The sequence below is a fragment of the Halalkalibacter hemicellulosilyticusJCM 9152 genome (genome assembly GCF_000513115.1).
Classification (GTDB): domain Bacteria; phylum Bacillota; class Bacilli; order Bacillales; family Bacillaceae_D; genus Halalkalibacter; species Halalkalibacter hemicellulosilyticus.
Window position 1 is genome coordinate 75,136 of the sequence record NZ_BAUU01000009.1, and the last position, 22,682, is coordinate 97,817.

A 22,682-nucleotide genomic window follows, 5' to 3' on the forward strand; every position below is an offset into this window, starting at 1 on the left:
ATCATTAATGGTAGATGCTAAAAAAGGATAGTCTCCTTTTTAGCATCTTTTTTTCTATCGAATGAATGATGGATGCAAACGAAAAAATTCAAACTGAAAATGAAAAAAGAACGGAATGTGTGGGACTTTTAGAAAAGGATTTCCAACACGTTGACTTCATGTTAAGATAGAAGTTGGAATTTTTACACTTAGAGGAGATAGGAGGCTATATTTGTGTCTGACCAAAAAGACAACAAACAACGGATCACAGTTTCAATTTATGGTCAACCGTATACGGTTGTCGGTCAAGAGTCTCCGGCCTATGTAAAAGAAGTTGCAAAAGCAGTTGATCAGAAAATGCGAGAAGTGAAAAAACATAACCCTTACTTAGATACAACACGATTAGCTGTTTTGACAGCGGTGAATGTCGTGGATGATTATTTTAAAGTGTTAGAAGAATTAGAACAATTAAAACAAAAGAGCGAACGGAGCACGACGGGAGACGAGTAAAATGCTTAGCTTTTTAATTATATTTTTATTGATTTGTAGTTTCTTTATTGGACGAAGACGGGGGTTTATTTTACAGCTCATTCATTTAATTAGCTTTGTCGCTGCGTTATATGTAGCCTATTCATATTTTAGTGAATTTGCGACGTTTATTCGACTTTGGATTCCTTATCCACAATTTTCAACAGATAGCCCTGTAGGTATGATCTTTCAAACGTTCGATGCGGAGAGTGTCTATTATTCGGGGATCGCATTTGCTATTCTTTTCTTCGGAACGAAAATCATCCTTCATATTATTGGCTCAATGCTAGATTTTTTAGCGCATATACCAGTTTTACGAACGGCCAATCAACTATTAGGTGGAATTTTTTGCTTCATTGAAGTGTATTTAATTATTTTTGTTGTCTTAATTGTTGGGGCGTTACTACCAATTGATATTGTTCAAGACCACCTGCAGCGTTCGATTGTTGCTGAAAATATGTTAACGAACACACCATTCTTGTCTGAGTGGATAAGAGGGTTGTGGGAAGGAAATGTACTATAATGATAGCAATCTGACTCTAACGTAATAGATAGAGTCAGATTTTTTCGTATAGGGAAGGCTTGATTCAAGAAGTGGTATAAGGATTGATAGACGCTATAGCAAGAGGACTCTGTTGCATTTTAGTCATAATTCTCGGTATGATGGAACTATGGAAAGGGACGGTGGAAGATGAATATTAAAGATGCAATTCGTACACTCGAGCATATTGCCATTTATTTAGAAATCAAAGGTGAGAATGCTTTTAAAATTGCCGCATACCGCAAAGCTGCTCAGGCACTAGAGACAGAACAACGTACATTGGCAGAAATTGATAACCCTGCTACTTTGAATGGAATAGGCAAAGCTACGGCAGAGGTCATCATAGAGCTAAAGGAAGCTGGTCAATCTAGTTTGTTAGAGCAATTGAAGGCAGAGTTACCGTCAGGCTTAATCGCTCTCTTAAGCTTACCTGGCTTAGGTGGTAAGAAAATCGGGAAGCTGTATCGTGAGCTCGGTGTGACAGATATAGAAACGTTAAAGCAAGCATGTATAGAAGAGAAAGTTCAACAGTTATCAGGATTTGGAAAGAAAACAGAGGAGAAAATTTTAGCGGCGATTCAAGAAGTTGGTACACGGCCTGAACGGCTAGCGCTTCCCTTTGTGATTCCTGTTATTGAGCAGGTGGAAGCTGCATTAGCTTCAATAGATTCCATTAAGCGGTTTTCTCGGGCAGGAAGTTTTAGACGCCTTCGTGAAGATGTGAAGGATTTAGACTTTATCATTGCGACATTAACACCTAAGCAAGTGAAAGAGCAGTTGCTATCGTTACCGTTTATTTCGAATGTGATCGCTAGTGGTGATACGAAGGTTTCCGTTGAGGTGTCCGGAACGTATCCTGTATCAATAGATTTTCGCCTCGTGAGTGAAGAAGAATTCGCAACAACGCTACACCATTTTACTGGATCCAAAGATCATAATGTGAAAATGCGTCAACTAGCGAAGAAGCGTGGAGAAAAAATTAGTGAATATGGTGTTGAGAACATTGAAACAGGAGAGCTTCATACGTTTTCAACGGAGCAGGATTTCTTTGCTCATTTTCAATTAGAGTATATCCCTCCAGAAGCACGAGAAGATCAAGGTGAAATTGAAAAAGCACAAGCCGGAAAGCTAACTTACTTACAGGATGAGGATATTCGTGGAGATTTACATATGCACTCAACGTGGAGTGATGGAGCGAATTCCATTGAAGAAATGGTTGAATCGGCAAGACAAATGGGCTACTCCTATATCGCGATCACCGATCATTCGAAGTTTCTTAGAGTGGCTAATGGCTTAACGGTTGAACGGTTAAAAGAGCAGCATGCACGTATTCGTCATCTAAATAAACAGTATGATGATATAACGATTTTAACAGGAATTGAAATGGATATATTACCAGATGGAACGTTGGATTATGAGGACGACATACTAGCTGAAATAGATCTTGTGATTGCATCGATTCATTCTTCATTTCAACAGGATGAGCATACGATAATGGAACGTTTGAAAACGGCGTTATATAATCCTCATGTTGACATAATCGCCCATCCGACAGGAAGAGTGTTAGGAAGAAGGAAAGGGTACAATGTCAATGTCGAACACTTGATTCAATTGGCGAAGGAAACGAATACAGCTCTTGAATTAAATGCTAGTCCATACCGATTAGACTTATCAGCAAGATGGCTAAAGAGGGCCGACGAGGAAGGAGTAAACGTAGTCATTAACACGGACGCTCACCGAGTGGAGGGGCTGTCTGAAATGAGCTTTGGCACAGGAACAGCTCGTAAAGCGATGCTTTCTCCTAAATCGGTCATCAATACGTGGACTTTAGAGGAATTGACTGCCTTCTTAAAGCGTCATGATTAAGAACGACAAAAAGGAGATAAACAATGGAACGGGTATTAAGAGTATTAGAATATACGAAAATGAAGGAACAAATACGTGAGCATGTCTCCTCATCGTTAGGGAGAAATAAGCTTCATCATTTAACGCCGTCTCTTGACCTTGAAGAGATGAATAGGTGGCAGCAGGAAACGGCTGAAGGAGCTACTGTCTTAAGGTTGAGGGGACAAGTACCATTAGGTGGTATTTTTGATATAACTGCACATGCAAAGAGAGCGATGATCGGTGGGGTGCTGTCAGCTTCAGAGTTAAATGAAATAGCAAGTACGATTTATGGTGGTCGTCGATTAAAAAATTTTATTTCAAAGATGGTGGAAGAGGATGAAATCTCATTATCACGATTGTATGACTATGTCGAACAAATAGTTCCCTTAACGGATATTGAAAAATCGATTAAACAATGTATTGACGATCACGGTGGAGTGCTAGATACGGCTAGTCCAACGTTGCGTACGATTCGACAACAAGTGAAGAGCTATGAATCTGCGGTCAGGTCAAAATTAGAAAATACGATTCGTTCATCTAGTATGCAAAAGATGCTTTCGGATGCTATTATTACAATTCGGAATGATCGTTTTGTTATTCCGGTTAAACAGGAGTATCGTAGCTCATTTGGAGGGATTGTTCATGATCAATCCGCTTCAGGGGCAACGCTATTTATTGAGCCTCAAGCAGTTGTGACGATTAACAACCAATTACGAGAGGCGAAGAGTAAGGAAGAACGTGAGATTGAACGAATTTTAACTGAATTAACCGGACAGGTTGCAGAAGTTGCTCAGGAATTGTTAGAGAATGTATCCATTTTAGGTGAGCTTGACTTCATTTTTGCCAAAGCACGCTATGCAAAGCAAATTCGAGCGACTAAACCGATCTTAAATGACCGTGGCTCTATGAATATGAAAAAAGCTCGTCATCCATTATTGGAGGATGAAGAAGTGGTACCTATTGATATTGAGCTGGGTGAAGTGTACCGCTCCTTAATTATTACGGGGCCGAATACCGGTGGTAAAACAGTAACATTAAAAACGGTAGGTTTATTAACATTAATGGCGCAATCTGGATTGCATGTGCCAGTAGAGGAAGAATCAGAATTAGCCGTTTTTAAAAAAATATTTGCTGATATTGGTGATGAACAGTCGATTGAGCAAAGCTTAAGTACGTTCTCTTCACATATGACTAATATTGTCGGTATTTTGAATCAGGTTGATTTTCAAAGCCTTGTCTTATTTGATGAACTTGGTGCAGGAACTGATCCGACTGAAGGGGCGGCATTGGCTATCGCTATTTTGGATGATGTCTACAAAAAAGGAGCTTGTACGGTTGCGACAACCCATTATAGTGAGTTAAAGGGCTATGCTTATAATCGCAAAGGTGTTATAAATGCAAGTGTAGAATTCAATGTCGAGACGTTAAGACCGACCTATCGGTTACTTATTGGTGTTCCAGGTAGAAGTAATGCATTTGCGATTTCGCAACGGTTGGGACTAGATGAACGGATTATTGAACGAGCAAAGGAACAGATTGATAGTGAGACGAATCAAATTGAATCAATGATTGCCTCGCTTGAAACAAGTCAACGTTCGGCACGATCGGAGTGGGATGAGGCTGAGCAGATTCGTCAAGAGGCTGATGAACTTCGACGGCAGCTTGAGAATGAATTAGAGTCATTTGAGAAGCAAAAGGAACGCTTGTTCAAAGCGGCTGAGGAAAAAGCTGAGAAAGCCGTCATGAAAGCTAAAGAAGAGGCTGAAGTCATTATCGAAGAATTAAGAGACATGCAGAAGCAAGGGCTCTCTGTAAAAGAGCATCAAATTATTGATGCGAAAAAACATCTAGATTTAGCGTCGCCAAAGCTAACACCAAAACAGAAAAAGGTGAAAAAAGCAGCGCAAAAGAAAAAGCAATTTATACAGGCTGGTGATGAGGTAAAAGTATTAAGCTTTGGTCAAAAAGGCTTTGTTGTGGAAAAAGCGTCGGATGATGAATATCAAGTTCAAATGGGGATTATGAAGATGAAGGTGAAAGCCGACGATCTTCAATTGATCGATCGTCCCAAGCAAGTAGAGACAAAGCCAATGGCGATGTTACGGGGAAATGACCATCATGTGAAATCAGAGCTTGATTTACGTGGTGAACGATACGATGAAGCGATGAGAAGGGTTGAGAAGTATATTGATGACGCAATACTTGCTGGCTATCACCAAGTCTCAATCATTCACGGAAAAGGAAGCGGTGCTTTACGAAAAGGAGTGAAACAATTATTAAAGAAGCACCCGCATGTGAAAAGTGAGCGAGATGGAGGAATGAATGAAGGTGGTCTCGGTAACACAGTTGTTGAATTAAAATAAGTGAGGAGGAGCATATGGAAGCCTTATTTGAATATGAGCTTGTACAAACAGCAGCCTATTATAGTGTGTCTGTTTTAGCACTTATTTTATTTTTAGGTGTATTTGAATTAGTGACCCGTTATAATAACTGGAAGGAAATAAAAAATGGGAACATCGCGGTTGCAATGGCAACAGGCGGAAAAGTGTTTGGGGTTGTGAATATTTTTCGCCATTCGATTGAACATTCAGATTCACTATTTACGATGTTAGGCTGGGGAGTATTTGGTTTTCTTTTACTGCTTTTTAGTTACTTTATCTTTGAGTTTTTAACGCCTAGCTTTAAGGTAGATGAGGAGATTGAACGAGACAATCGAGCGGTAGGCTTGATTGCAATGCTGTTATCGATTGGGTTGTCTTATGTGATTGGAGCTAGCATAATTGCTCGTTAGAAGGGGATAATGATGGAGACATTGATGAAAATTTTATATGTTTGTTGTGCGGCTTTTATTTTAGCTGGGATAGCTTATTTATTTTTATTATAATTGAGTTTATTAGCATAAAATAAAGTTGAGCAACATATTCGCGCTTCACGATGGCTAATGATATACTAGTCATGAAAAATGAGATTCACAATGAGGAGGATAATTATAATGGCTATTGTAAATGTGACTGATCAAACATTTTCTTCTGAAACGAATGAAGGGGTCGTTCTTGCTGATTTTTGGGCTCCATGGTGCGGACCTTGTAAGATGATTGCTCCCGTACTTGAAGAACTTGATTCAGAAATGGGTGATAAAGCGAAGATTGTCAAACTAAATGTTGATGATAACCAAGAAACAGCTGGTAAATATAACGTCATGAGTATTCCAACGCTTCTTGTTTTCAAAGATGGTGAAGTTGTCGATCAAGTTGTTGGTTTTCAGCCGAAAGATGCTTTGGCAGAATTATTAAATAAGCATGCATAATTGTTTGAGAAAGAGATGTAAGGCGTCTAAAAAGGGCTTCCCTTTTTAGACGTTTTTTATAGAAAGAATGAAACCTGAGGCCACTGAGAGGGTACTTGAAAAGAGTCCCTTTGAAATCTCGGTTTTTTAGGGGGTGTCGTTTTGTTAAAGGAGAAGCTGGCTGTATTACCTGGGGAACCTGGCTGTTATTTAATGAAGGATCGACAAGGAACGATCATTTATGTTGGAAAGGCTAAATCGTTAAAGAATCGTGTGCGATCGTATTTTACAGGCTCACATGATGGGAAAACACAGCGGCTCGTTAGTGAAATTGTTGATTTTGAATATATTGTGACCTCCTCTAATATTGAGGCACTTATATTAGAGATGAACTTAATTAAAAAGCATGACCCGAAATATAATGTCATGCTTAAAGATGATAAGTCTTACCCTTATTTAAAGCTAACGAATGAAGAGCATCCACGATTAATCATAACAAGGAAAGTTAAAAAAGATGGTGGGAAATATTTCGGTCCTTATCCGAATGCAGGTGCTGCAAATGAAACGAAGAAGCTATTAGATCGAATTTATCCCCTTAGAAAATGCCGGACACTTCCAGATAAGGTTTGTTTATATTATCATATTGGTCAATGTCTAGCACCGTGCGTTTATGACGTATCTCAAGAGCAAAATCAAGAAATGGTACAGGCTATTAGTAAGTTTTTGCGAGCTGGACATGAAGAGGTGAAGGAGCAATTACAGACACGAATGTTAAAAGCCTCTGAGGAGTTAGACTTTGAACGGGCGAAAGAGCTCCGTGATACGATTAGCCATATGGAAGTGGTAATGGAGAAACAGAAAATGATGATTTCAGATCGGCTAGATCGTGATGTATTTGGTTTTGCATACGATAAGGGATGGATGTGTGTCCAAGTATTCTTCATTCGACAAGGACGTCTAATCGAAAGAGATGTTTCCATTTTTCCTTATTACCAAGATGCTCATGATGATTTAATGACTTTTATTGGCCAATTTTACTTAAAGAAAGAGCATCTGAAGCCTGCTGAGCTATTAGTACCAGATGAAATGGAGACGATATTACTTGAACAATTGCTGTCGATACCCGTTCATGTTCCAAAGCGAGGCAAAAAGAAAGAATTGCTACAATTAGCGAATCAAAACGCAACTGTTGCCTTAAAAGAGAAATTCTCCCTTATTGAACGAAACGAAGAACGGACGATTAAAGCGATAGAAAGACTCGGAGAGCGCTTGAACATTGCCACACCGTATCGAATTGAAGCGTTTGATAACTCGAATATCCAAGGTGTTGATCCTGTATCGGCGATGATTACGTTTCTAGATGGCAAGCCGAGCCGTAAGGATTATCGTAAATATAAAATTAAAACGGTGGAAGGACCTGATGATTACGGTTCTATGAGGGAAGTTGTTAGAAGACGTTATGTTCGATTGCTGAAAGAAGAACTTCCGTTGCCTGATCTCATTGTCATTGATGGCGGTAAAGGTCAAATAAGCGCAGCTCAAGAAATCGTTGAAGATGAATTAGGGTTAAGTATTCCTGTTTGTGGTTTAGCAAAGGATGAGCAGCATCGTACATCGCAATTATTAATGGGGAACCCACCTGAGGTTGTTCAGCTAAAGAGAGACAGCCATGAATTTTATTTATTACAGCGTATTCAGGATGAAGTACACAGGTTTGCGATTAGTTTTCATCGTCAAACTCGGTCAAAATCGCTCTTTCAATCTGTACTTGATGATATCCCGGGTGTAGGCGAAAAACGAAAAAAAGTGATACTAAAACATTTTGGTTCCGTGAAGAAAATGAAGGAAGCAAGCGTAGACGAATTCGTCTCGTTATCGATTCCTGTTACAGTCGCTGAAGCAATTGTAGAAGCATTAAAGAACAACTAAGAAGGCTTAAGCTGAATAGTTGTTCTTTTTGCATAATTACGTTTCCCTTGTATATTTCATATCCAACTAGTGTTCATACTTACAGTCGGTCAATTTGCACATCAAACGTTACTGTTGACCGGTGCACATTTGAAGTGACACCAACCCCACGGTTTTTCCATGACTCGAATTGCTGTGCTAGAAACCCTGATTCAAGCTGATAGCAACGTTGATCACCTTTGCCCATCCATTCTCCAGATAAAAGGTATATGTAATGATTTCTTTTTTCTTTTTCTAATGTGAGACTCCCCCAATTAGCCTTCAAAAAGAATTCAGGAAGCTCTTCTAAACTCGATAACGGATACTTCCGTGCCAACGATTTCCCGATCCAATATAAAATGTGATCGTGCTCCTTTCCTAATACATCCTTTAGCACGTCGTTGCGAATTAAATCGTATCCGAATTCATTTATATTATTCATCTTTATAAGCACCTCTCTCCTTTTTTATTATATGTTGTAATGAAATATTTTTCTAGCATTTCTAGCGTGCTTTTTTCTAAAGTGTTATACTTATTCGCGTATATTCACGGAGGGAAAAAATATGAAGTCAGGTTTAAATCAATTCTTGTCACCGTTTCGTGTCATTCTTATATCCTATGTGGTTGCAATGATTTTATTTAGTATTTTATTGTATTTGCCTATTTCCCATTTACCAGGAGTGGAGCTTTCTTATTCGGAGGCTTTGTTTACTTCTGTCAGTGCTGTTAGTGTAACTGGGTTAACGGTTATTAATGTATCTGAAACCTTTAATTATGTTGGAATTATTTTTCTTGCATTAGCGATTCAACTTGGCGGAATTGGAATTATGACAATGGGAACGTTTGTTTGGATGCTTTTCGGACGAAAGATTAACTTCTCCCAACGAATGCTGATCATGGTAGACCAAAACCAAAATCGCTTCTCTGGATTAGTCAGCTTAATGCGGGGGATTTTAGTCGTGGCTTTACTCATTGAATTAGTCGGAGCTCTCATACTCGGGACTTATTTTCTTCGGTATTTCGATACGGCAGCAGAAGCTTATTATCAAGCGCGTTTGCCAGTTTAAGTGCATTTACGAATGCGGGTTTTGACGTTACTGGGCAATCCTTGATCCCGTTCGCTAACGATTATTACGTCCAGCTTGTCGTCATTTTGCTCATATTTGCTGGTGCAATTGGATTTCCTGTCTTAATGGAATTACGTGAGTACTTGTCAAATAAAAACCCTAATTTTAAATTTAGTCTCTTCACAAAAATAACGACAGCTACCTATTTTGCTGTTTTTGTGATTGGTGTGATAGGGATTTGGGCGTTAGAAAGTGGTCATTATTATGTAGGTCTCCAATGGCATGAACAGCTATTTAATGCGTTATTTAATTCGGCTACAGCTCGTAGTGGTGGTTTAGCGACAATGGATGTGTCTGAATTACATATGGCGACTCTTCTATTTATTTCGTTTTTAATGATTATTGGAGCAAGCCCTTCTAGTGTAGGTGGAGGAATTCGCACAACGACGATTGCAGTCATGTTTTTGACGATCCGAAGCTTTGCGCAAGGGAAAGAAGATGTGAAAGTATTCGGACGACAAATTCACCCTGAGGATAAGCAAAAGGCTTTTATCGTGTTATCTGTTTTTCTCGTGATGTTGTTTGCGGCAGTGACGTTAATCGTTGCATTTGAAGGGACAGAGAGGTTGTCTTTAATGGCGATAATATTTGAGACGGCATCTGCGTTTGGAACATGTGGCTTATCTATGGGTATTACAGCAGATTTATCCTTTGCAAGCCAAGGTGTGTTAATGGTACTCATGTTTATTGGACGTGTAGGATTAATTGCCTTTCTATTCTCCATCCGAAGAAAAGAACAAAAGAGTTATTATAAATACCCTACTGAAAGAATTATCATTGGATAAGAAAGAACCCATCCCAAACTTGTTGCTAATGAATAAGGTCACCGAAAAAGGTAAAAACCAAACTTTTTCAGTGACCTTAAGTTTTGCCTTTTTATCGTATACGAATGTTGCTATTCATAAGAACCGAAATTGTCGAAAAGTTGTATCCGTTTTCTTGACCAATGACGGGGATAAGAGTACAATTAACCTGTCAGTTTTCTCGGATTAGATTCATAATATGTATGGTTTATAGGAGAGTAAATCAGAGAAAACAAAACATAATACGACATGGATAGGAATTTTTGGGGGATCAAGTATGTCAGGTAATCGAGAGTATTTTAATCGTAAGCTTCATTCGTTGCTTGGAGTTATTCCGATCGGTATCTTTTTAATTCAGCATTTTGTTATTAATCATTTTGCAACTCGAGGTGCTAGTGCGTTTAACCAAGCGGCACATTTTATGGAGAATTTGCCATTTCGCTATTTTCTTGAAATCTTTGTTATTTTCGTACCATTACTTTATCATGCTATATACGGTGTTTATATTGCATTTCAAGCGAAGAATAACACCTCACATTATGGCTATTTCCGAAATTGGATGTTCCGTATTCAACGGTGGTCTGGTGTGTTTTTACTTATTTGGATTACATGGCATGTTTGGGAAACAAGAATTCAAGCAGCGCTTGGAGCAGAGGTTAACTTTGATATGATGGCGAACATTTTTAGCAATCCGTTTATGATTGCGTTTTATATAGTTGGAGTACTTGCTGCGACCTTCCATTTTGCAAACGGACTTTGGTCTTTTGCCGTATCATGGGGAATCACAGTTACTCCACGTTCACAGAAAATTGCCACTTATGTGACGATGGGGATTTTCTTCGCATTAACATTTGTCGGTATTCGCGCAATTCTTGCGTTCGTTAATCCAGATTTAGCAAACATTTAAGAGATAAGGAGTGGGTCAATCATGAGTCAAGGGAGAATCATCGTTGTTGGTGGTGGATTGGCAGGTTTAATGGCCACAATCAAAGCGGCAGAAAAGGGAGTGCCAGTTGATCTTTTTTCGCTCGTACCCGTTAAACGTTCACACTCGGTCTGTGCACAGGGTGGAATTAATGGAGCCGTTAATACAAAAGGTGAAGGAGATTCACCGTATGAACATTTTGATGATACCGTTTATGGAGGAGACTTTTTAGCGAACCAGCCTCCTGTTAAAGCGATGACAGAAGCAGCACCAGGAATTATCCATCTAATGGATCGAATGGGTGTTATGTTTAATCGGACACCAGAAGGGCTATTAGATTTTAGACGTTTTGGAGGAACGCAGCACCATCGTACGGCATTTGCAGGTGCAACAACAGGTCAACAGCTATTATACGCGTTAGATGAACAGGTACGAAGGTTTGAAGTGAGCGGATTAGTAACGAAGTATGAAGGTTGGGAATTTCTCTCAGCGGTCATTGATGATGACCAAGTCTGTCGCGGGATCACAGCACAAGATTTACGGACATCTGAAATTCGTAGTTTTGTAGCTGATGCAGTGATTATGGCGACTGGTGGACCGGGCATTATATTTGGTAAATCAACAAACTCGGTTATTAACACGGGTTATGCTGCTGCCAAGCTATATGAGCAAGGTGTCTACTACGCCAATGGAGAATTTATTCAAATTCATCCAACTGCGATTCCTGGTGATGATAAACTTCGATTAATGAGTGAGTCTGCTCGTGGTGAAGGTGGACGAGTATGGACGTATAAGGATGGTAAGCCGTGGTATTTCTTAGAAGAGAAGTATCCTGCTTACGGAAACCTCGTGCCACGTGATATTGCAACTCGTGAGATCTTCGATGTGTGTGTCAACCAGAAGCTAGGTATAAATGGTGAGAACATGGTATATCTAGACCTTTCTCATAAAGATCCGAAAGAGTTAGATATTAAGCTAGGTGGAATTATTGAAATCTATGAAAAATTCATGGGAGATGACCCACGTAAAGTTCCGATGAAAATATTCCCTGCTGTTCACTATTCAATGGGTGGAATGTGGATTGACTATGATCAAATGACAAATATTCCTGGACTATTTGCTGCTGGTGAGTGTGATTATTCTCAACATGGTGCTAACCGATTAGGGGCGAATTCGTTATTGTCTGCTATTTACGGAGGAATGGTCGCTGGACCGAAAGCTGTTGAATATATGAGCGGCTTAGAGAAGTCCGCTGACTCTATGCCATCATCGCTATTTGAAGATGAGGTGAAGAAAGAACAACAAACCTTTGATGACATTATGAGTATGGATGGAACAGAAAATGCATACATGCTTCATAAAGAATTAGGTGAATGGATGACAGATAATGTAACCGTTGTTCGTTACAACGATAAACTACTACAAACCGATGAGAAGATTCAAGAGCTATTAGAGCGATATCAGAATATTAATATTAATGATACAGCGAAATGGAGTAACCAAGGTGCATCCTTTACTCGTCAATTACAAGGAATGCTTAATCTTGGGCGAGTGATTACATTAGGAGCTTATAATCGTAATGAAAGCCGTGGTGCTCATTACAAGCCTGACTTCCCAGAGCGTAATGATGAAGAATTCTTAAAGACAACGAAGGCGAAATTTAATCCGACGACGAAAAATCCTGAATTCACATATGAAGAAGTGGACACATCTTTAATCGAGCCACGAAAACGTGACTACTCTCAAAAGAAGCAAGGAGCTGTTAAATCATGAGTGAAAAAACAATCCATTTTAAAGTAACGAGACAAGATGACCCAAACAGCACTCCTTATGTAGAGGAATTTGAAGTACCTTATCGGCCGAATATGAATGTTATTTCGGCGCTTATGGAGTTCCGTCGTAATCCTGTTAATACGAAAGGTGAACAGACTACCCCGATTACTTGGGATATGAACTGCTTAGAGGAAGTTTGTGGAGCATGTTCAATGGTTATAAATGGAAAACCGCGCCAATCCTGTACGGCGCTTGTTGATCAATTAACACAACCCATCCATTTAGAGCCAATGAAAACTTTCCCGGTTGTTCGAGATTTAATGGTCGACCGTAGTAGAATGTTTGATTCTTTGAAAAAAGTAAAAGCGTGGATTCCAATTGATGGTACGTATGATCTTGGACCAGGACCACGTATGGCTGAGTCTAAACGCCAATGGGCTTATGAGCTTTCAAAATGTATGACATGTGGTGTCTGCTTAGAAGCGTGTCCTAACGTTAATAGCAAGTCTGATTTCATCGGACCAGCTCCGCTTTCCCAAGTTCGACTGTTTAATGCTCATCCAACAGGTGAGATGAATAAAGAGGAACGACTAGAAACGATAATGGGGGACGGTGGACTAGCAAACTGTGGTAATTCACAAAACTGTGTTCAATCATGTCCAAAGGGAATTCCTTTAACAACATCGATTGCGGCATTAAACCGTTCAACGACGCTCCAATCATTTAAGAATTTCTTTGGAGCATAAATGCTAAAAGGGTGTCTCAATAGGTTATGTACTAGCCTGTTGGGACATCTTTTCACATGAAGAAAAAACAGACACTCCTCTTCGTAGAGAGAGTATCTGTTATGACTAAAACAGAATGAGAAAGGTGAATCGTGCTTATATTTCAAGTTCCCCTAGTCGAATGAGTTCAATAACAGCTTGAGAGCGCCCCTTGACTCCTAGCTTCTGCATTGTATTTGATATGTGATTTCTGACTGTTTTCTCACTTATAAAGAGTTGCTGTGCGATTTCCCTTGTTGTCTTGTCTTGGACAAGCAGCTCGAATACTTCGCGTTCTCTTTTTGTAAGCAAGGGTTTAGGTCCGAATTCTGCTCCTTTCAATGAGTTCACTCCTTCTTGCTCGGGCTGAGAGCATGTGGGTATAGTCCCACGATTTGAAGGGTTTTAGTCTCGATAGTATATGTCACCAGTAAATATGACGTGTGCGTAAATGTATATTTGTAGCCTAAATTCAACTGATTTTAAGCGAAACAGTTGAAATTTATTTTTTTATTATGCTATACTACTTTTAACATTCGCTTTTAATAGTAGTGCAAAAAGGTTTTATACCTACATAGATGGTTACACTTTATTTACGTGTTACTGATGAGATCAGGCATGAGTAAGAGACAGTGTATGAGCAAATAACGGGATAAGTGTATCCCTCTTTATGCATCATATTCTTACTTGTGCCTATTTTTTAGGATCAAAACTAAAGTGGGCCTTTCATCAAGAAATGAGAGAGAACTTTAAACAATTTGCACATACTGTTAAGGAAAATGACAAAAATGAAAAAGAGAGGTTGATTAACGATGGCAGAAAAGTCTTTTAAAATTACAGCAGAAACAGGAATTCACGCTAGACCAGCAACACAATTAGTAAATAAGGCAGGTCAATTCTCATCTGATCTTACATTAGAATATAAAGGGAAATCTGTAAATTTAAAGTCCATTATGGGTGTAATGTCTCTTGGAGTTGGCCAAGGAGCAGAGGTTACCATTAAAGCTGAAGGTTCAGATGAAGCGGAAGCACTACAAGCGATTGAAGAAGTGATCAAGGAAGGGTTAGGAGAATAGCAAATGCATGCAAAACTAACTGGCATCGCAGCATCTTCGGGTGTTGCGATTGCTAAGGCATTTATACACCAAGAACCAGATCTATCAGTTGATCTACGTCAAATTGAGAACGTAGAAGAGGAAGTACAACGTTTTGATGATGCGTTGCAACAAGCTATTGCTGAATTAACGGTTATTAAGGATAAGACAGAGAAAGATCTAGGGCCTGATAAAGCTGAAATCTTTGCTGCACATATTCTTGTACTGAGTGACCCAGAGCTTGTTGACGCGGTGAAAGAGAAGATTCAGATAGAGAAGCAAAACGCTGAATATGCGATGAATGAAGTATCATCGATGTTTGTTACAATGTTTGAAGGTATGGATAATGAATATATGAAGGAACGTGCTGCTGATATCCGTGATGTATCAAAGCGCGTATTAGGAATTTTATTAGACGTTCAAGTTCAATCACTTGCAACGATTGCTGAAGAAACTATTATCATTGCAGAAGATTTAACCCCTTCTGATACAGCTCAGCTTAACCCTGAATTTGTTAAAGGATTTGCGACGAATATCGGTGGTCGTACATCGCATTCAGCCATTATGTCACGTTCATTAGAGATTCCGGCAGTTGTTGGAGCGAAGTCTATTACTGAACAAGCGACACAAGGAGACGTTGTCATTGTTGATGGGCTTGATGGCGACATTATTGTGAATCCAACTGATGATGAACTTCGTCAATATGAAAAGAAGCGAGAAGACTTCATAAATCAGAAAGAGCAATGGGCTAAATTAGTAAATGAAACAACAATAACGAAGGACGGTCAGCATGTCGAATTAGCTGCTAATATCGGAACGCCTAATGATGTCGAAGGTGTATTACGTAATGGTGGTGAAGGTGTTGGTCTGTATCGTACCGAATTTTTGTATATGGATCGAACTGAGCTTCCAACAGAGGAAGAGCAATTCGAAGCATATAAAGAAGTAGTTGAAAAGATGGAAGGTAAGCCTGTTGTCATCCGTACGTTAGATATTGGCGGTGACAAAGAGCTTTCTTATTTAGATTTACCAAAGGAAATGAACCCTTTTCTTGGCTTCCGTGCTATTCGACTTTGCTTGGAAGAAAAAGACATTTTCCGTACTCAGCTTCGAGCTTTGTTGCGGGCAAGTGTATTTGGAAATTTGAAGATTATGTTCCCGATGATTGCTACGCTTGAGGAATTACGTGCAGCTAAAGCGATGCTCGCTGAAGAAAAAGACAAGCTTATTTCTGAGAATATACAAGTTTCAGAAGAGATTGAAGTCGGTATGATGGTAGAAATTCCATCAACGGCTGTCGCTGCTGAGCTTTTTGCGAAAGAGGTCGACTTCTTTAGTATTGGTACGAATGATCTCATTCAATATACGATGGCAGCTGATCGAATGAATGAACGTGTTTCCTATTTGTATCAACCATACCACCCTGCAATTCTTCGTTTAGTAAAAATGGTTATTGACGCAGCTCATAACCACGGGAAATGGGCTGGGATGTGTGGCGAGATGGCTGGTGATGAAGTAGCGATTCCATTACTATTAGGCTTAGGGCTAGATGAATTTAGTATGAGCGCAACGTCTATTTTACCAGCGAGAAGTCAACTTCTCACGCTGTCAAAAGCAGATTTACAATCATTTGCTAATGATATGCTCTATTTAGATACAGCCGATGAGGTTGAACAAAAGGTCAATGAATTATTAGGAACGGTTAAATAACAAATTATTAAAAAAGGGACAAAAGTGAAAAGCTTTTGTCCCTTTTTTAGAAAAAAATTAAGAATGTATAAGATTCTTTTATGCATCATTAAAGTGCTTTAAAAAACTTCACGGGAAGAACATGGTCCTATTTCATATTAATTAAATGGTTCCATAAGTTCAAAAATGATTCAAACTATCGTAAAAAAATCTATTGAAAATAAGAGAAAAAAAAGCGAAAATGAAAGATAGGCTGAAAAAAGGTTTGTAATCCTTGCCTACACGGAGACTTCGTTATTTATGAAGGAGGTGCGTAAGGTGGACGATCGTCAAATTGAGGACATTGAACGCTCATTACGTAGAGTTTCTGAAATTGTTAAACAAAAAGGTCGAGAAATCTTAACGCAATTTCCTATTACTCCACCGCAATTTATCGCTCTACAATGGTTAAATGAATACGGCGATATGACGATTGGTGAATTATCACAAAAAATGTTTTTAGCTTGTAGTACGACAACTGATTTGATTGACCGAATGGAAAAAAACCAACTTGTTGAACGAGTGAAAGACACACAGGATCGGCGAGTTGTTCGAATACACCTTTTAGAACGGGGTCGCGTTATTATTAAGGAAGTAATCAAAAAAAGGCAAGATTATTTAGAGACTGTACTGTCACAATTTACGCAAAATGAAGTCGACTTCTTAGAAAAGAGCTTACATGTCCTACACGAAAAAATGAAAGCATCACGATAATATAGAAATTGAGGGAAGATCGTTGGAAAGACCGATTGGAGTTATAGATTCAGGATTAGGTGGTTTAACTGTAGCGAAAGAAATCATGCGACAATTGCCAAAGGAAGAGATTGTTTACATAGGTGACTCAGCGAGATGTCCGTATGGACCGAGAACGACAGATGAAGTTCGTGCATTCACATGGGAGATGATTCATCGTCTTGAAGCTGAAAAGATGAAAATGCTTGTCATTGCTTGTAATACAGCAGCGGCCGTTGTACTAGAGGAAGTGAAGCAAAAGCTGTCGATTCCAGTCATTGGTGTTGTTCATCCTGGGGCAATTAGTGCGTTAAAGGTGACGAAAAATGACCATGTAGCTGTTTTGGGTACAGAAGGCACGATAAAGAGTAGGGCTTATGAAATGGCTCTCCATTCGATTAAAAGTACGATTACGATCGATAGTCTAGCATGTCCGAGTTTTGTACCTTTAGTAGAAAGAGGGGTATTTTCTGGAGAAGAAGCAGAACGTACGGTTGATGAGACATTACAAGAATTAAAAGGTCGTGAGTTTGATACATTAATTTTAGGATGTACGCATTATCCTTTATTACGAGAAGTGATTCATCAATCGATTGGTGAAGATGTTCATATTATTTCATCTGGTGATGAAACAGCACGTGAGGTTAGTAGTTTGCTCTATCATAAAAATTTGCTCTATACGGCTGAGCGTACGCTACTCATCATTTTCTTACAACAGGTAGTGCTGAACGTTTTAAAGTGTTGGCTAATCAATGGCTTGAGGTAAATATCGAACGCGTCGATTCGATTGTACTTGGCTCAAAATAGTAGATGAACGATATATCGCTGCATGAGGATCAGTTTATCCTCATGCAGCGTTTTTGTTATGGAAATTAAAGTTTTGTTATTTCTAAATATTCGCCCCTCCCTCTAATCGCATGTATCGACCGATGATCATAATGTTTATTAGATTTTTCTTATAAAATTTGGTCTAAAGTACGAGCTTGCTCGTATACATGTAGTACAAACTATCTTAGGAGGGAAAACAATGCGAAAACGGTTCTTTTTAGGGATGTGTAGCATCTTACTAATATTAGTAATGGCGGCATGCTCATTTGGAGCGAACGATGTCGTCGATGAAATGGATACACCACCGACTGATTATAGTGAGCTTGATCAAGAGGGGCAAGAGGAATCAGAACCTGAGATGGGTGAAGGTGATGAAGAATCAGGGAACGAAAATGAGAACGAAAACGAAGCAGCTGAACAAGTACAGCGTAAGCTTTATTTGATCGATGCAAATGGCATGGTTGTGCCACAAACGATGGATTTACCGAAGACAGAAAGTGTCTTAAGGCAGTCGTTGGAATATTTAGTTGATGGTGGTCCTATCACTGAAATGTTGCCAAGTGGCTTTAGTGCGGTCATTCCAGCAGGAACAGAGGTTGATGTACATTTAGCAGAAGGAGTAGCCATAGCTGACTTCTCAAATGAATTTAAAGAGTATAACCCTGATATGGAGCAGCAAATTCTTCAAGCTATTACGTGGACGTTAACAGAATTTGATAATGTTGATAAAGTGCAAATTAAGGTGAATGGCTACTTACAAGAGACAATGCCTGTCGGCAGTACACCGATTGGAGATGGCGTTAGTCGTGAGAATGGAATTAATATTGAGACAGGTGGTCTAGCGGATATGGTGAATAGTAAAGGGGTAACCCTTTACTTCCTCGCCCAAAATGGGGACAACACCTATTATGTACCAGTGACAAGAAGGGTGAAGGTGGAGGAGGATTCAATTGAAGCAGCTGTCTCACAATTGATAAAAGGCCCTTCCATTGAAACACCTTTACTTACCGATTTCCGTCAAGGTGTTGAACTAATAGAGGAGCCACAATATCAAAACGGTGTTGTCACATTAAATTTTAATGAAGGAATCTTGAGTCAGCTACAATCAACTGCTGTATCGGCTACGGTTCTCGATATGCTTGCTCTTACGTTAACAGAGCAGGAAGGTATTGAGAAAGTCGCGATTGAGGTAGAGGGAGATGCTGAGGTTCTAAATGAATCTGGGCAATGGATTGAAGAAGTAGTAAGGCCTGAGCAATATAATATTGGTGCTTATTAATCAGTTGATATATTGGACGAGGTGTGTAAACTACTTTATAATAAAAAAAGGAAATAATGGATAAGGTGAAGGTGATTCGATTGAATCACCTCTTTGCCATTATGTCATACTAGGTAAGAGTTTGAATTTATAGGAGGTTCGGCTGTGAGAAATGATGGTAGACAAATAAATGAGCTGCGAAAGGTTGTCATTGAGACAAATTACATCAAACACCCAGAGGGATCGGTATTGATTTCAATGGGTGATACGAAGGTTATTTGTTCAGCAAGTATTGAAGACCGTGTTCCGCCCTTTTTACGTGGACAAGGGAAGGGTTGGGTGACAGCTGAATATTCCATGCTACCGAGAGCAACAGAACAGCGAACGATTCGTGAATCCTCAAAGGGCAAGGTATCTGGAAGGACGATGGAGATCCAACGATTAATTGGTAGGGCGTTACGATCTGTTATTGACTTAAGCAAATTAGGAGAACGAACGGTATGGATTGATTGTGATGTTATACAAGCTGACGGTGGCACGAGAACGGCATCGATTACAGGGGCATTCGTTGCATTGTCACTGGCAATGGAAAAGGCATTTACAGCCAAAAAAATAAAGGAATGGCCGATTACTGATTATTTAGCTGCGATTTCAGTTGGAATTGATGAAAAGCATGGGGAAATCCTTGATCTGAATTACAAAGAGGACTCAACGGCAAAAGTCGATATGAACGTTGTTATGACCGGCTCTTATGAATTTGTTGAATTACAAGGGACAGGAGAAGAAGCAACGTATTCAAAGGACCAATTACATAAAATGCTTGAGCTTGCGGAAGATGGAATTACCGAATTAGCGATGCTTCAAAAGGAAGCATTAGGGAAGACAGCCGAACGTTTTAAATAAAGGAGATATTAGATGAAACAAGAAGTGATCATTGCGACATTAAATGAGGGAAAGGTGCATGAGTTTAAACAGCTTTTTTCAGCGGATAAATGGATTGTGCGCTCATTAAAGGACTTTTCAAAAATGGCAGATATTATGGAGGATGGTCAAACATTTGCAGAAAATGCTACAATTAAAGCTGAAACGTTAAGCAAGGAATTAGGTAGAATGGTAATTGCTGATGATTCTGGACTTATCATTGATGCGCTCGATGGCCGTCCCGGAATTTATTCTGCTCGTTATGCAGGTGAGAAAAAAGATGATGAGGCGAACATGAGAAAGGTTCTTCAAGAATTAGAGGATGTTCCAAGCGAAGATCGTTCTGCTCGCTTCTTTTGCGCGATAGCCGTAGCGAGACCTAATGAACAGACATTAGTATATGAAGGAGCTTGTGAAGGCTATATTGCACGGGAGAAGTCGGGAACGTATGGGTTTGGATATGACCCTATTTTTTATGTGCCTGATTTACAACGGACAATGGCCGAGTTGACACCACAAGAAAAGAACGAACGAAGTCATCGAGCAAAAGCTATCGCTCAATTGTTTGCTCATGAAAATGAATGGAATAAAGAGTAGGTGTAAAGATGAAAGCATTGATTTTAAGTGATAGCCACGGATGGACGAATGAAGTCAAAGAGATTCTTGATCGACATCGTACAGAGGTTGATATCATCTTCCATTGTGGTGACTCAGAGCTAGAGTTAGAGCACTCTGCACTTGCAGGAGCTAGAGTAGTGAAAGGAAACTGTGACTTTGGAGCAGACTTTCCAGATGAAATACAAGAAGAGGTGGAGGGGATCTTCTTTTATGTGACACACGGTCATTTGTACAATGTTAAAATGACCACCGATCCTCTTTCTTATCGTGCAGAAGAGGTAGGGGCCAATGTAGCCTGTTTTGGTCACACTCATATTGCTACGTCGTTTGAACATAATGGGGTCATTTATATTAACCCAGGTAGTATTAAGCTACCGCTTGGGAGACGAACGAGAACATATGCGATTTTCGAATCTGCTAATGATGAAAGCAAAGTCACCTTCCATCAACAGGATGATGGTGAGATCGTGGAAGAGTTGACAGCTGTTTATAAATGAGGCCAGTGAAAAAGTACAGATCAACTTTTTCAATGCTCTTAATATAAATTGGAGTGGAGAGAGCTATAAGAGAAGGTCTTCCTCTATATAGCTTCTCTATCATCATAATAATCGCAAAAATAATACAAATATGGTTGACTTTTTAGCGATCTGTCTGTATATTTATAGATGTCGCTGAAAAAATGAAAGTGATATGTGGGTGTAGTTTAGTGGTAAAACCTCAGCCACGAGCAAATCACCATTGAAAAAAGCAGCCAGTTGTCTCGACTCAGCTAACATCAAAGCGTTACGAGCAGAGGAAGAGACATGAAAAACCATTGATAGAAAGCAAAATAATATGCGGGTGTAGTTTAGTGGTAAAACCTCAGCCTTCCAAGCTGATGTCGTGGGTTCGATTCCCATCACCCGCTTTTTGTCCCAGTAGCTCAGCAGGATAGAGCAACGGCCTTCTAAGCCGTCGGTCGGGAGTTCGAATCTCTCCTGGGACGCCATTAAGTTAAAATAAGAATAGACTTTTTAGGAACACTGTTAAAGCGTTGATGTATAGGCGCTTAGCGGTGTTTTTGTTTTTTGAGGTTTGAATGAATTGGAAGGGGTTTTGAACTTTTTTTACACAAAAATTAAGTCATCATTCCTTGATCCAACCGACTATACGACTCTTCTAACATTCGTTTGCTAACTGTATAAACTAAGAGGTTTTTCTGAACGTTTTTCAGTTGTCACAGCTAAACCTGTGAAATCCAATGAACCCTTCATTTATTGCCTCTTTAAGTACATGCCCTTATGTGTGTATTCTATTTGTTTGGCAGCTTTATCGTACAGTATCTTTTTCGAGGGAGTTTTGACTTTTATTCTTAAAATAATCAGAAATGGATTTAACAAGAAAAGCCGTTACAAATAAGACTATAAATGAATTGAATGTAGTCCAATCATCTAATACATATAAGTTTAAACGAACAGCGATAGGTATACCGATAAAAGCGAGAAATGCAGAAAGAATAATATTCGCTATTAAAAAAGAAATCCATTTTGAAAAATATTGATAAGTCAATGCAATAAGGATTGGTACAGATAAAAAGTCAACAGCATTAAAGGTTTCTAAGAATGGGATGAATTGATAAGGGTAATTCCATTTTCCGAAGAAATTCCCCGTTTCATTAGCAATTCCTATAAGTATAAAACTAAATAATAAAGTGAGTGTCATTTGCGTAATTCTATTTTTGTCAACTAGGAAAATAAAGACAAACATTAGCAATAAATTGAAGAAAACGATTATCCACCATAATCCAGAAAAGAGATTATAGGTTTGCCAATACTCCATAAGTTCATTTGCGTATTGTAATTGCAGTTCTCCTATTTGGTTGAATTTATTAGTCATCAAGTATAACTCCTAACATTAAATGATGCTTTTATTATTAGGAATTATTTATAAAAAATACACTAAAA

Annotated in this window: 20 protein-coding genes, 2 tRNA genes and 2 pseudogenes; 21 read left to right on the forward strand and 3 right to left on the reverse strand. The window is 39.1% G+C overall.

The genetic code is table 11. The features are described from left to right. Positions 1–213 precede the first annotated feature (213 nt). The 7 genes from zapA (at position 214) to uvrC (ending at position 8,150) form a co-directional block, all read left to right on the forward strand. Positions 214–489: a cell division protein ZapA gene (gene zapA, locus JCM9152_RS06945; RefSeq protein ID WP_035342554.1), complete on the forward strand. Its 276-nt coding sequence runs from the start codon at positions 214–216 to the stop codon at positions 487–489. Between the two features lies 1 nt (position 490). Then, on the forward strand, positions 491–1,030 hold the full coding sequence (locus JCM9152_RS06950) for a CvpA family protein (protein WP_035342557.1): 540 nt from the start codon (positions 491–493) through the stop codon (positions 1,028–1,030). 168 nt (positions 1,031–1,198) lie between these two features. Next, entirely contained in the window at positions 1,199–2,914 is a 1,716-nt protein-coding gene (polX, locus tag JCM9152_RS06955; protein ID WP_035342560.1) for a DNA polymerase/3'-5' exonuclease PolX, read from the forward strand. A gap of 23 nt (positions 2,915–2,937) precedes the next feature. Then, the gene (locus tag JCM9152_RS06960; protein ID WP_035342563.1) at positions 2,938–5,298 is read left to right on the forward strand and encodes an endonuclease MutS2; all 2,361 of its coding nucleotides are present in this window, start codon (positions 2,938–2,940) and stop codon (positions 5,296–5,298) included. A gap of 14 nt (positions 5,299–5,312) precedes the next feature. After that, positions 5,313–5,726 (forward strand): DUF350 domain-containing protein, encoded by a 414-nt coding sequence (locus JCM9152_RS06965; RefSeq protein ID WP_035342566.1) that lies wholly within the window; start codon positions 5,313–5,315, stop codon positions 5,724–5,726. Positions 5,727–5,927: 201 nt separating this feature from the next. Next, positions 5,928–6,242 carry a thioredoxin gene (gene trxA / locus JCM9152_RS06970; RefSeq protein WP_035342569.1) on the forward strand — a complete coding sequence of 105 codons (315 nt, stop codon included), beginning with the start codon at positions 5,928–5,930 and terminating at the stop codon, positions 6,240–6,242. Positions 6,243–6,434: 192 nt separating this feature from the next. Continuing rightward, positions 6,435–8,150 carry an excinuclease ABC subunit UvrC gene (gene uvrC / locus JCM9152_RS06975; RefSeq protein ID WP_052015697.1) on the forward strand — a complete coding sequence of 572 codons (1,716 nt, stop codon included), beginning with the start codon at positions 6,435–6,437 and terminating at the stop codon, positions 8,148–8,150. Between the two features lie 79 nt (positions 8,151–8,229). Here the strand turns inward: uvrC and JCM9152_RS06980 are convergent, their stop codons facing one another. Then, entirely contained in the window at positions 8,230–8,610 is a 381-nt protein-coding gene (locus tag JCM9152_RS06980; RefSeq protein ID WP_035342575.1) for a YslB family protein, read from the reverse strand. 121 nt (positions 8,611–8,731) lie between these two features. On the opposite strand from JCM9152_RS06980, the pseudogene JCM9152_RS06985 reads away from it, so the two are divergent. From JCM9152_RS06985 to sdhB, 4 genes and pseudogenes are all read left to right on the forward strand, one after another. After that, a pseudogene (locus JCM9152_RS06985) lies at positions 8,732–10,080 on the forward strand (TrkH family potassium uptake protein). Positions 10,081–10,375: 295 nt separating this feature from the next. Beyond that, on the forward strand, positions 10,376–11,005 hold the full coding sequence (locus JCM9152_RS06990) for a succinate dehydrogenase cytochrome b558 subunit (protein WP_035342578.1): 630 nt from the start codon (positions 10,376–10,378) through the stop codon (positions 11,003–11,005). A 21-nt stretch (positions 11,006–11,026) separates the two neighbouring features. Continuing rightward, a complete protein-coding gene (gene sdhA / locus JCM9152_RS06995; protein ID WP_035342580.1) occupies positions 11,027–12,796 on the forward strand; it encodes a succinate dehydrogenase flavoprotein subunit in 1,770 nt (589 codons plus the stop codon). Further along, the gene (sdhB, locus tag JCM9152_RS07000) at positions 12,793–13,542 is read left to right on the forward strand and encodes a succinate dehydrogenase iron-sulfur subunit (protein ID WP_035342581.1); all 750 of its coding nucleotides are present in this window, start codon (positions 12,793–12,795) and stop codon (positions 13,540–13,542) included. Before sdhA ends, sdhB begins: the two co-directional genes overlap by 4 nt. A gap of 135 nt (positions 13,543–13,677) precedes the next feature. Here the strand turns inward: sdhB and JCM9152_RS07005 are convergent, their stop codons facing one another. Continuing rightward, positions 13,678–13,902, reverse strand: a complete 225-nt coding sequence (locus JCM9152_RS07005) for a helix-turn-helix domain-containing protein (protein WP_035342583.1) — start codon at positions 13,900–13,902, stop codon at positions 13,678–13,680. Positions 13,903–14,372: 470 nt separating this feature from the next. On the opposite strand from JCM9152_RS07005, the gene JCM9152_RS07010 reads away from it, so the two are divergent. The 10 genes and pseudogenes from JCM9152_RS07010 to JCM9152_RS07055 all read left to right on the forward strand — a co-directional run bounded on the left by JCM9152_RS07010 (position 14,373) and on the right by JCM9152_RS07055 (position 21,727). Beyond that, positions 14,373–14,636, forward strand: a complete 264-nt coding sequence (locus JCM9152_RS07010) for a phosphocarrier protein HPr (RefSeq protein ID WP_035342585.1) — start codon at positions 14,373–14,375, stop codon at positions 14,634–14,636. 3 nt (positions 14,637–14,639) lie between these two features. Then, entirely contained in the window at positions 14,640–16,364 is a 1,725-nt protein-coding gene (ptsP, locus tag JCM9152_RS07015; RefSeq protein ID WP_035342587.1) for a phosphoenolpyruvate--protein phosphotransferase, read from the forward strand. 297 nt (positions 16,365–16,661) lie between these two features. Beyond that, on the forward strand, positions 16,662–17,096 hold the full coding sequence (locus JCM9152_RS07020) for a MarR family winged helix-turn-helix transcriptional regulator (protein WP_235715649.1): 435 nt from the start codon (positions 16,662–16,664) through the stop codon (positions 17,094–17,096). Between the two features lie 22 nt (positions 17,097–17,118). Next, a pseudogene (gene racE / locus JCM9152_RS07025) lies at positions 17,119–17,921 on the forward strand (glutamate racemase). Between the two features lie 220 nt (positions 17,922–18,141). Continuing rightward, positions 18,142–19,221 carry a GerMN domain-containing protein gene (locus JCM9152_RS07030; RefSeq protein WP_052015686.1) on the forward strand — a complete coding sequence of 360 codons (1,080 nt, stop codon included), beginning with the start codon at positions 18,142–18,144 and terminating at the stop codon, positions 19,219–19,221. 144 nt (positions 19,222–19,365) lie between these two features. After that, positions 19,366–20,103, forward strand: a complete 738-nt coding sequence (gene rph, locus JCM9152_RS07035; RefSeq protein ID WP_035342592.1) for a ribonuclease PH — start codon at positions 19,366–19,368, stop codon at positions 20,101–20,103. Positions 20,104–20,115: 12 nt separating this feature from the next. Further along, a complete protein-coding gene (locus JCM9152_RS07040; RefSeq protein WP_035342594.1) occupies positions 20,116–20,718 on the forward strand; it encodes an XTP/dITP diphosphatase in 603 nt (200 codons plus the stop codon). 8 nt (positions 20,719–20,726) lie between these two features. Beyond that, positions 20,727–21,236, forward strand: a complete 510-nt coding sequence (locus JCM9152_RS07045) for a metallophosphoesterase family protein (RefSeq protein WP_035342596.1) — start codon at positions 20,727–20,729, stop codon at positions 21,234–21,236. Positions 21,237–21,575: 339 nt separating this feature from the next. Further along, positions 21,576–21,646: transfer RNA gene (locus JCM9152_RS07050), tRNA-Gly, on the forward strand. A gap of 4 nt (positions 21,647–21,650) precedes the next feature. Next, positions 21,651–21,727, forward strand: a tRNA-Arg gene (locus JCM9152_RS07055). A 320-nt stretch (positions 21,728–22,047) separates the two neighbouring features. On the opposite strand, the gene JCM9152_RS07060 is transcribed toward JCM9152_RS07055, so the two are convergent. After that, positions 22,048–22,614 carry a CBO0543 family protein gene (locus JCM9152_RS07060; RefSeq protein ID WP_035342598.1) on the reverse strand — a complete coding sequence of 189 codons (567 nt, stop codon included), beginning with the start codon at positions 22,612–22,614 and terminating at the stop codon, positions 22,048–22,050. Positions 22,615–22,682 lie beyond the last annotated feature (68 nt).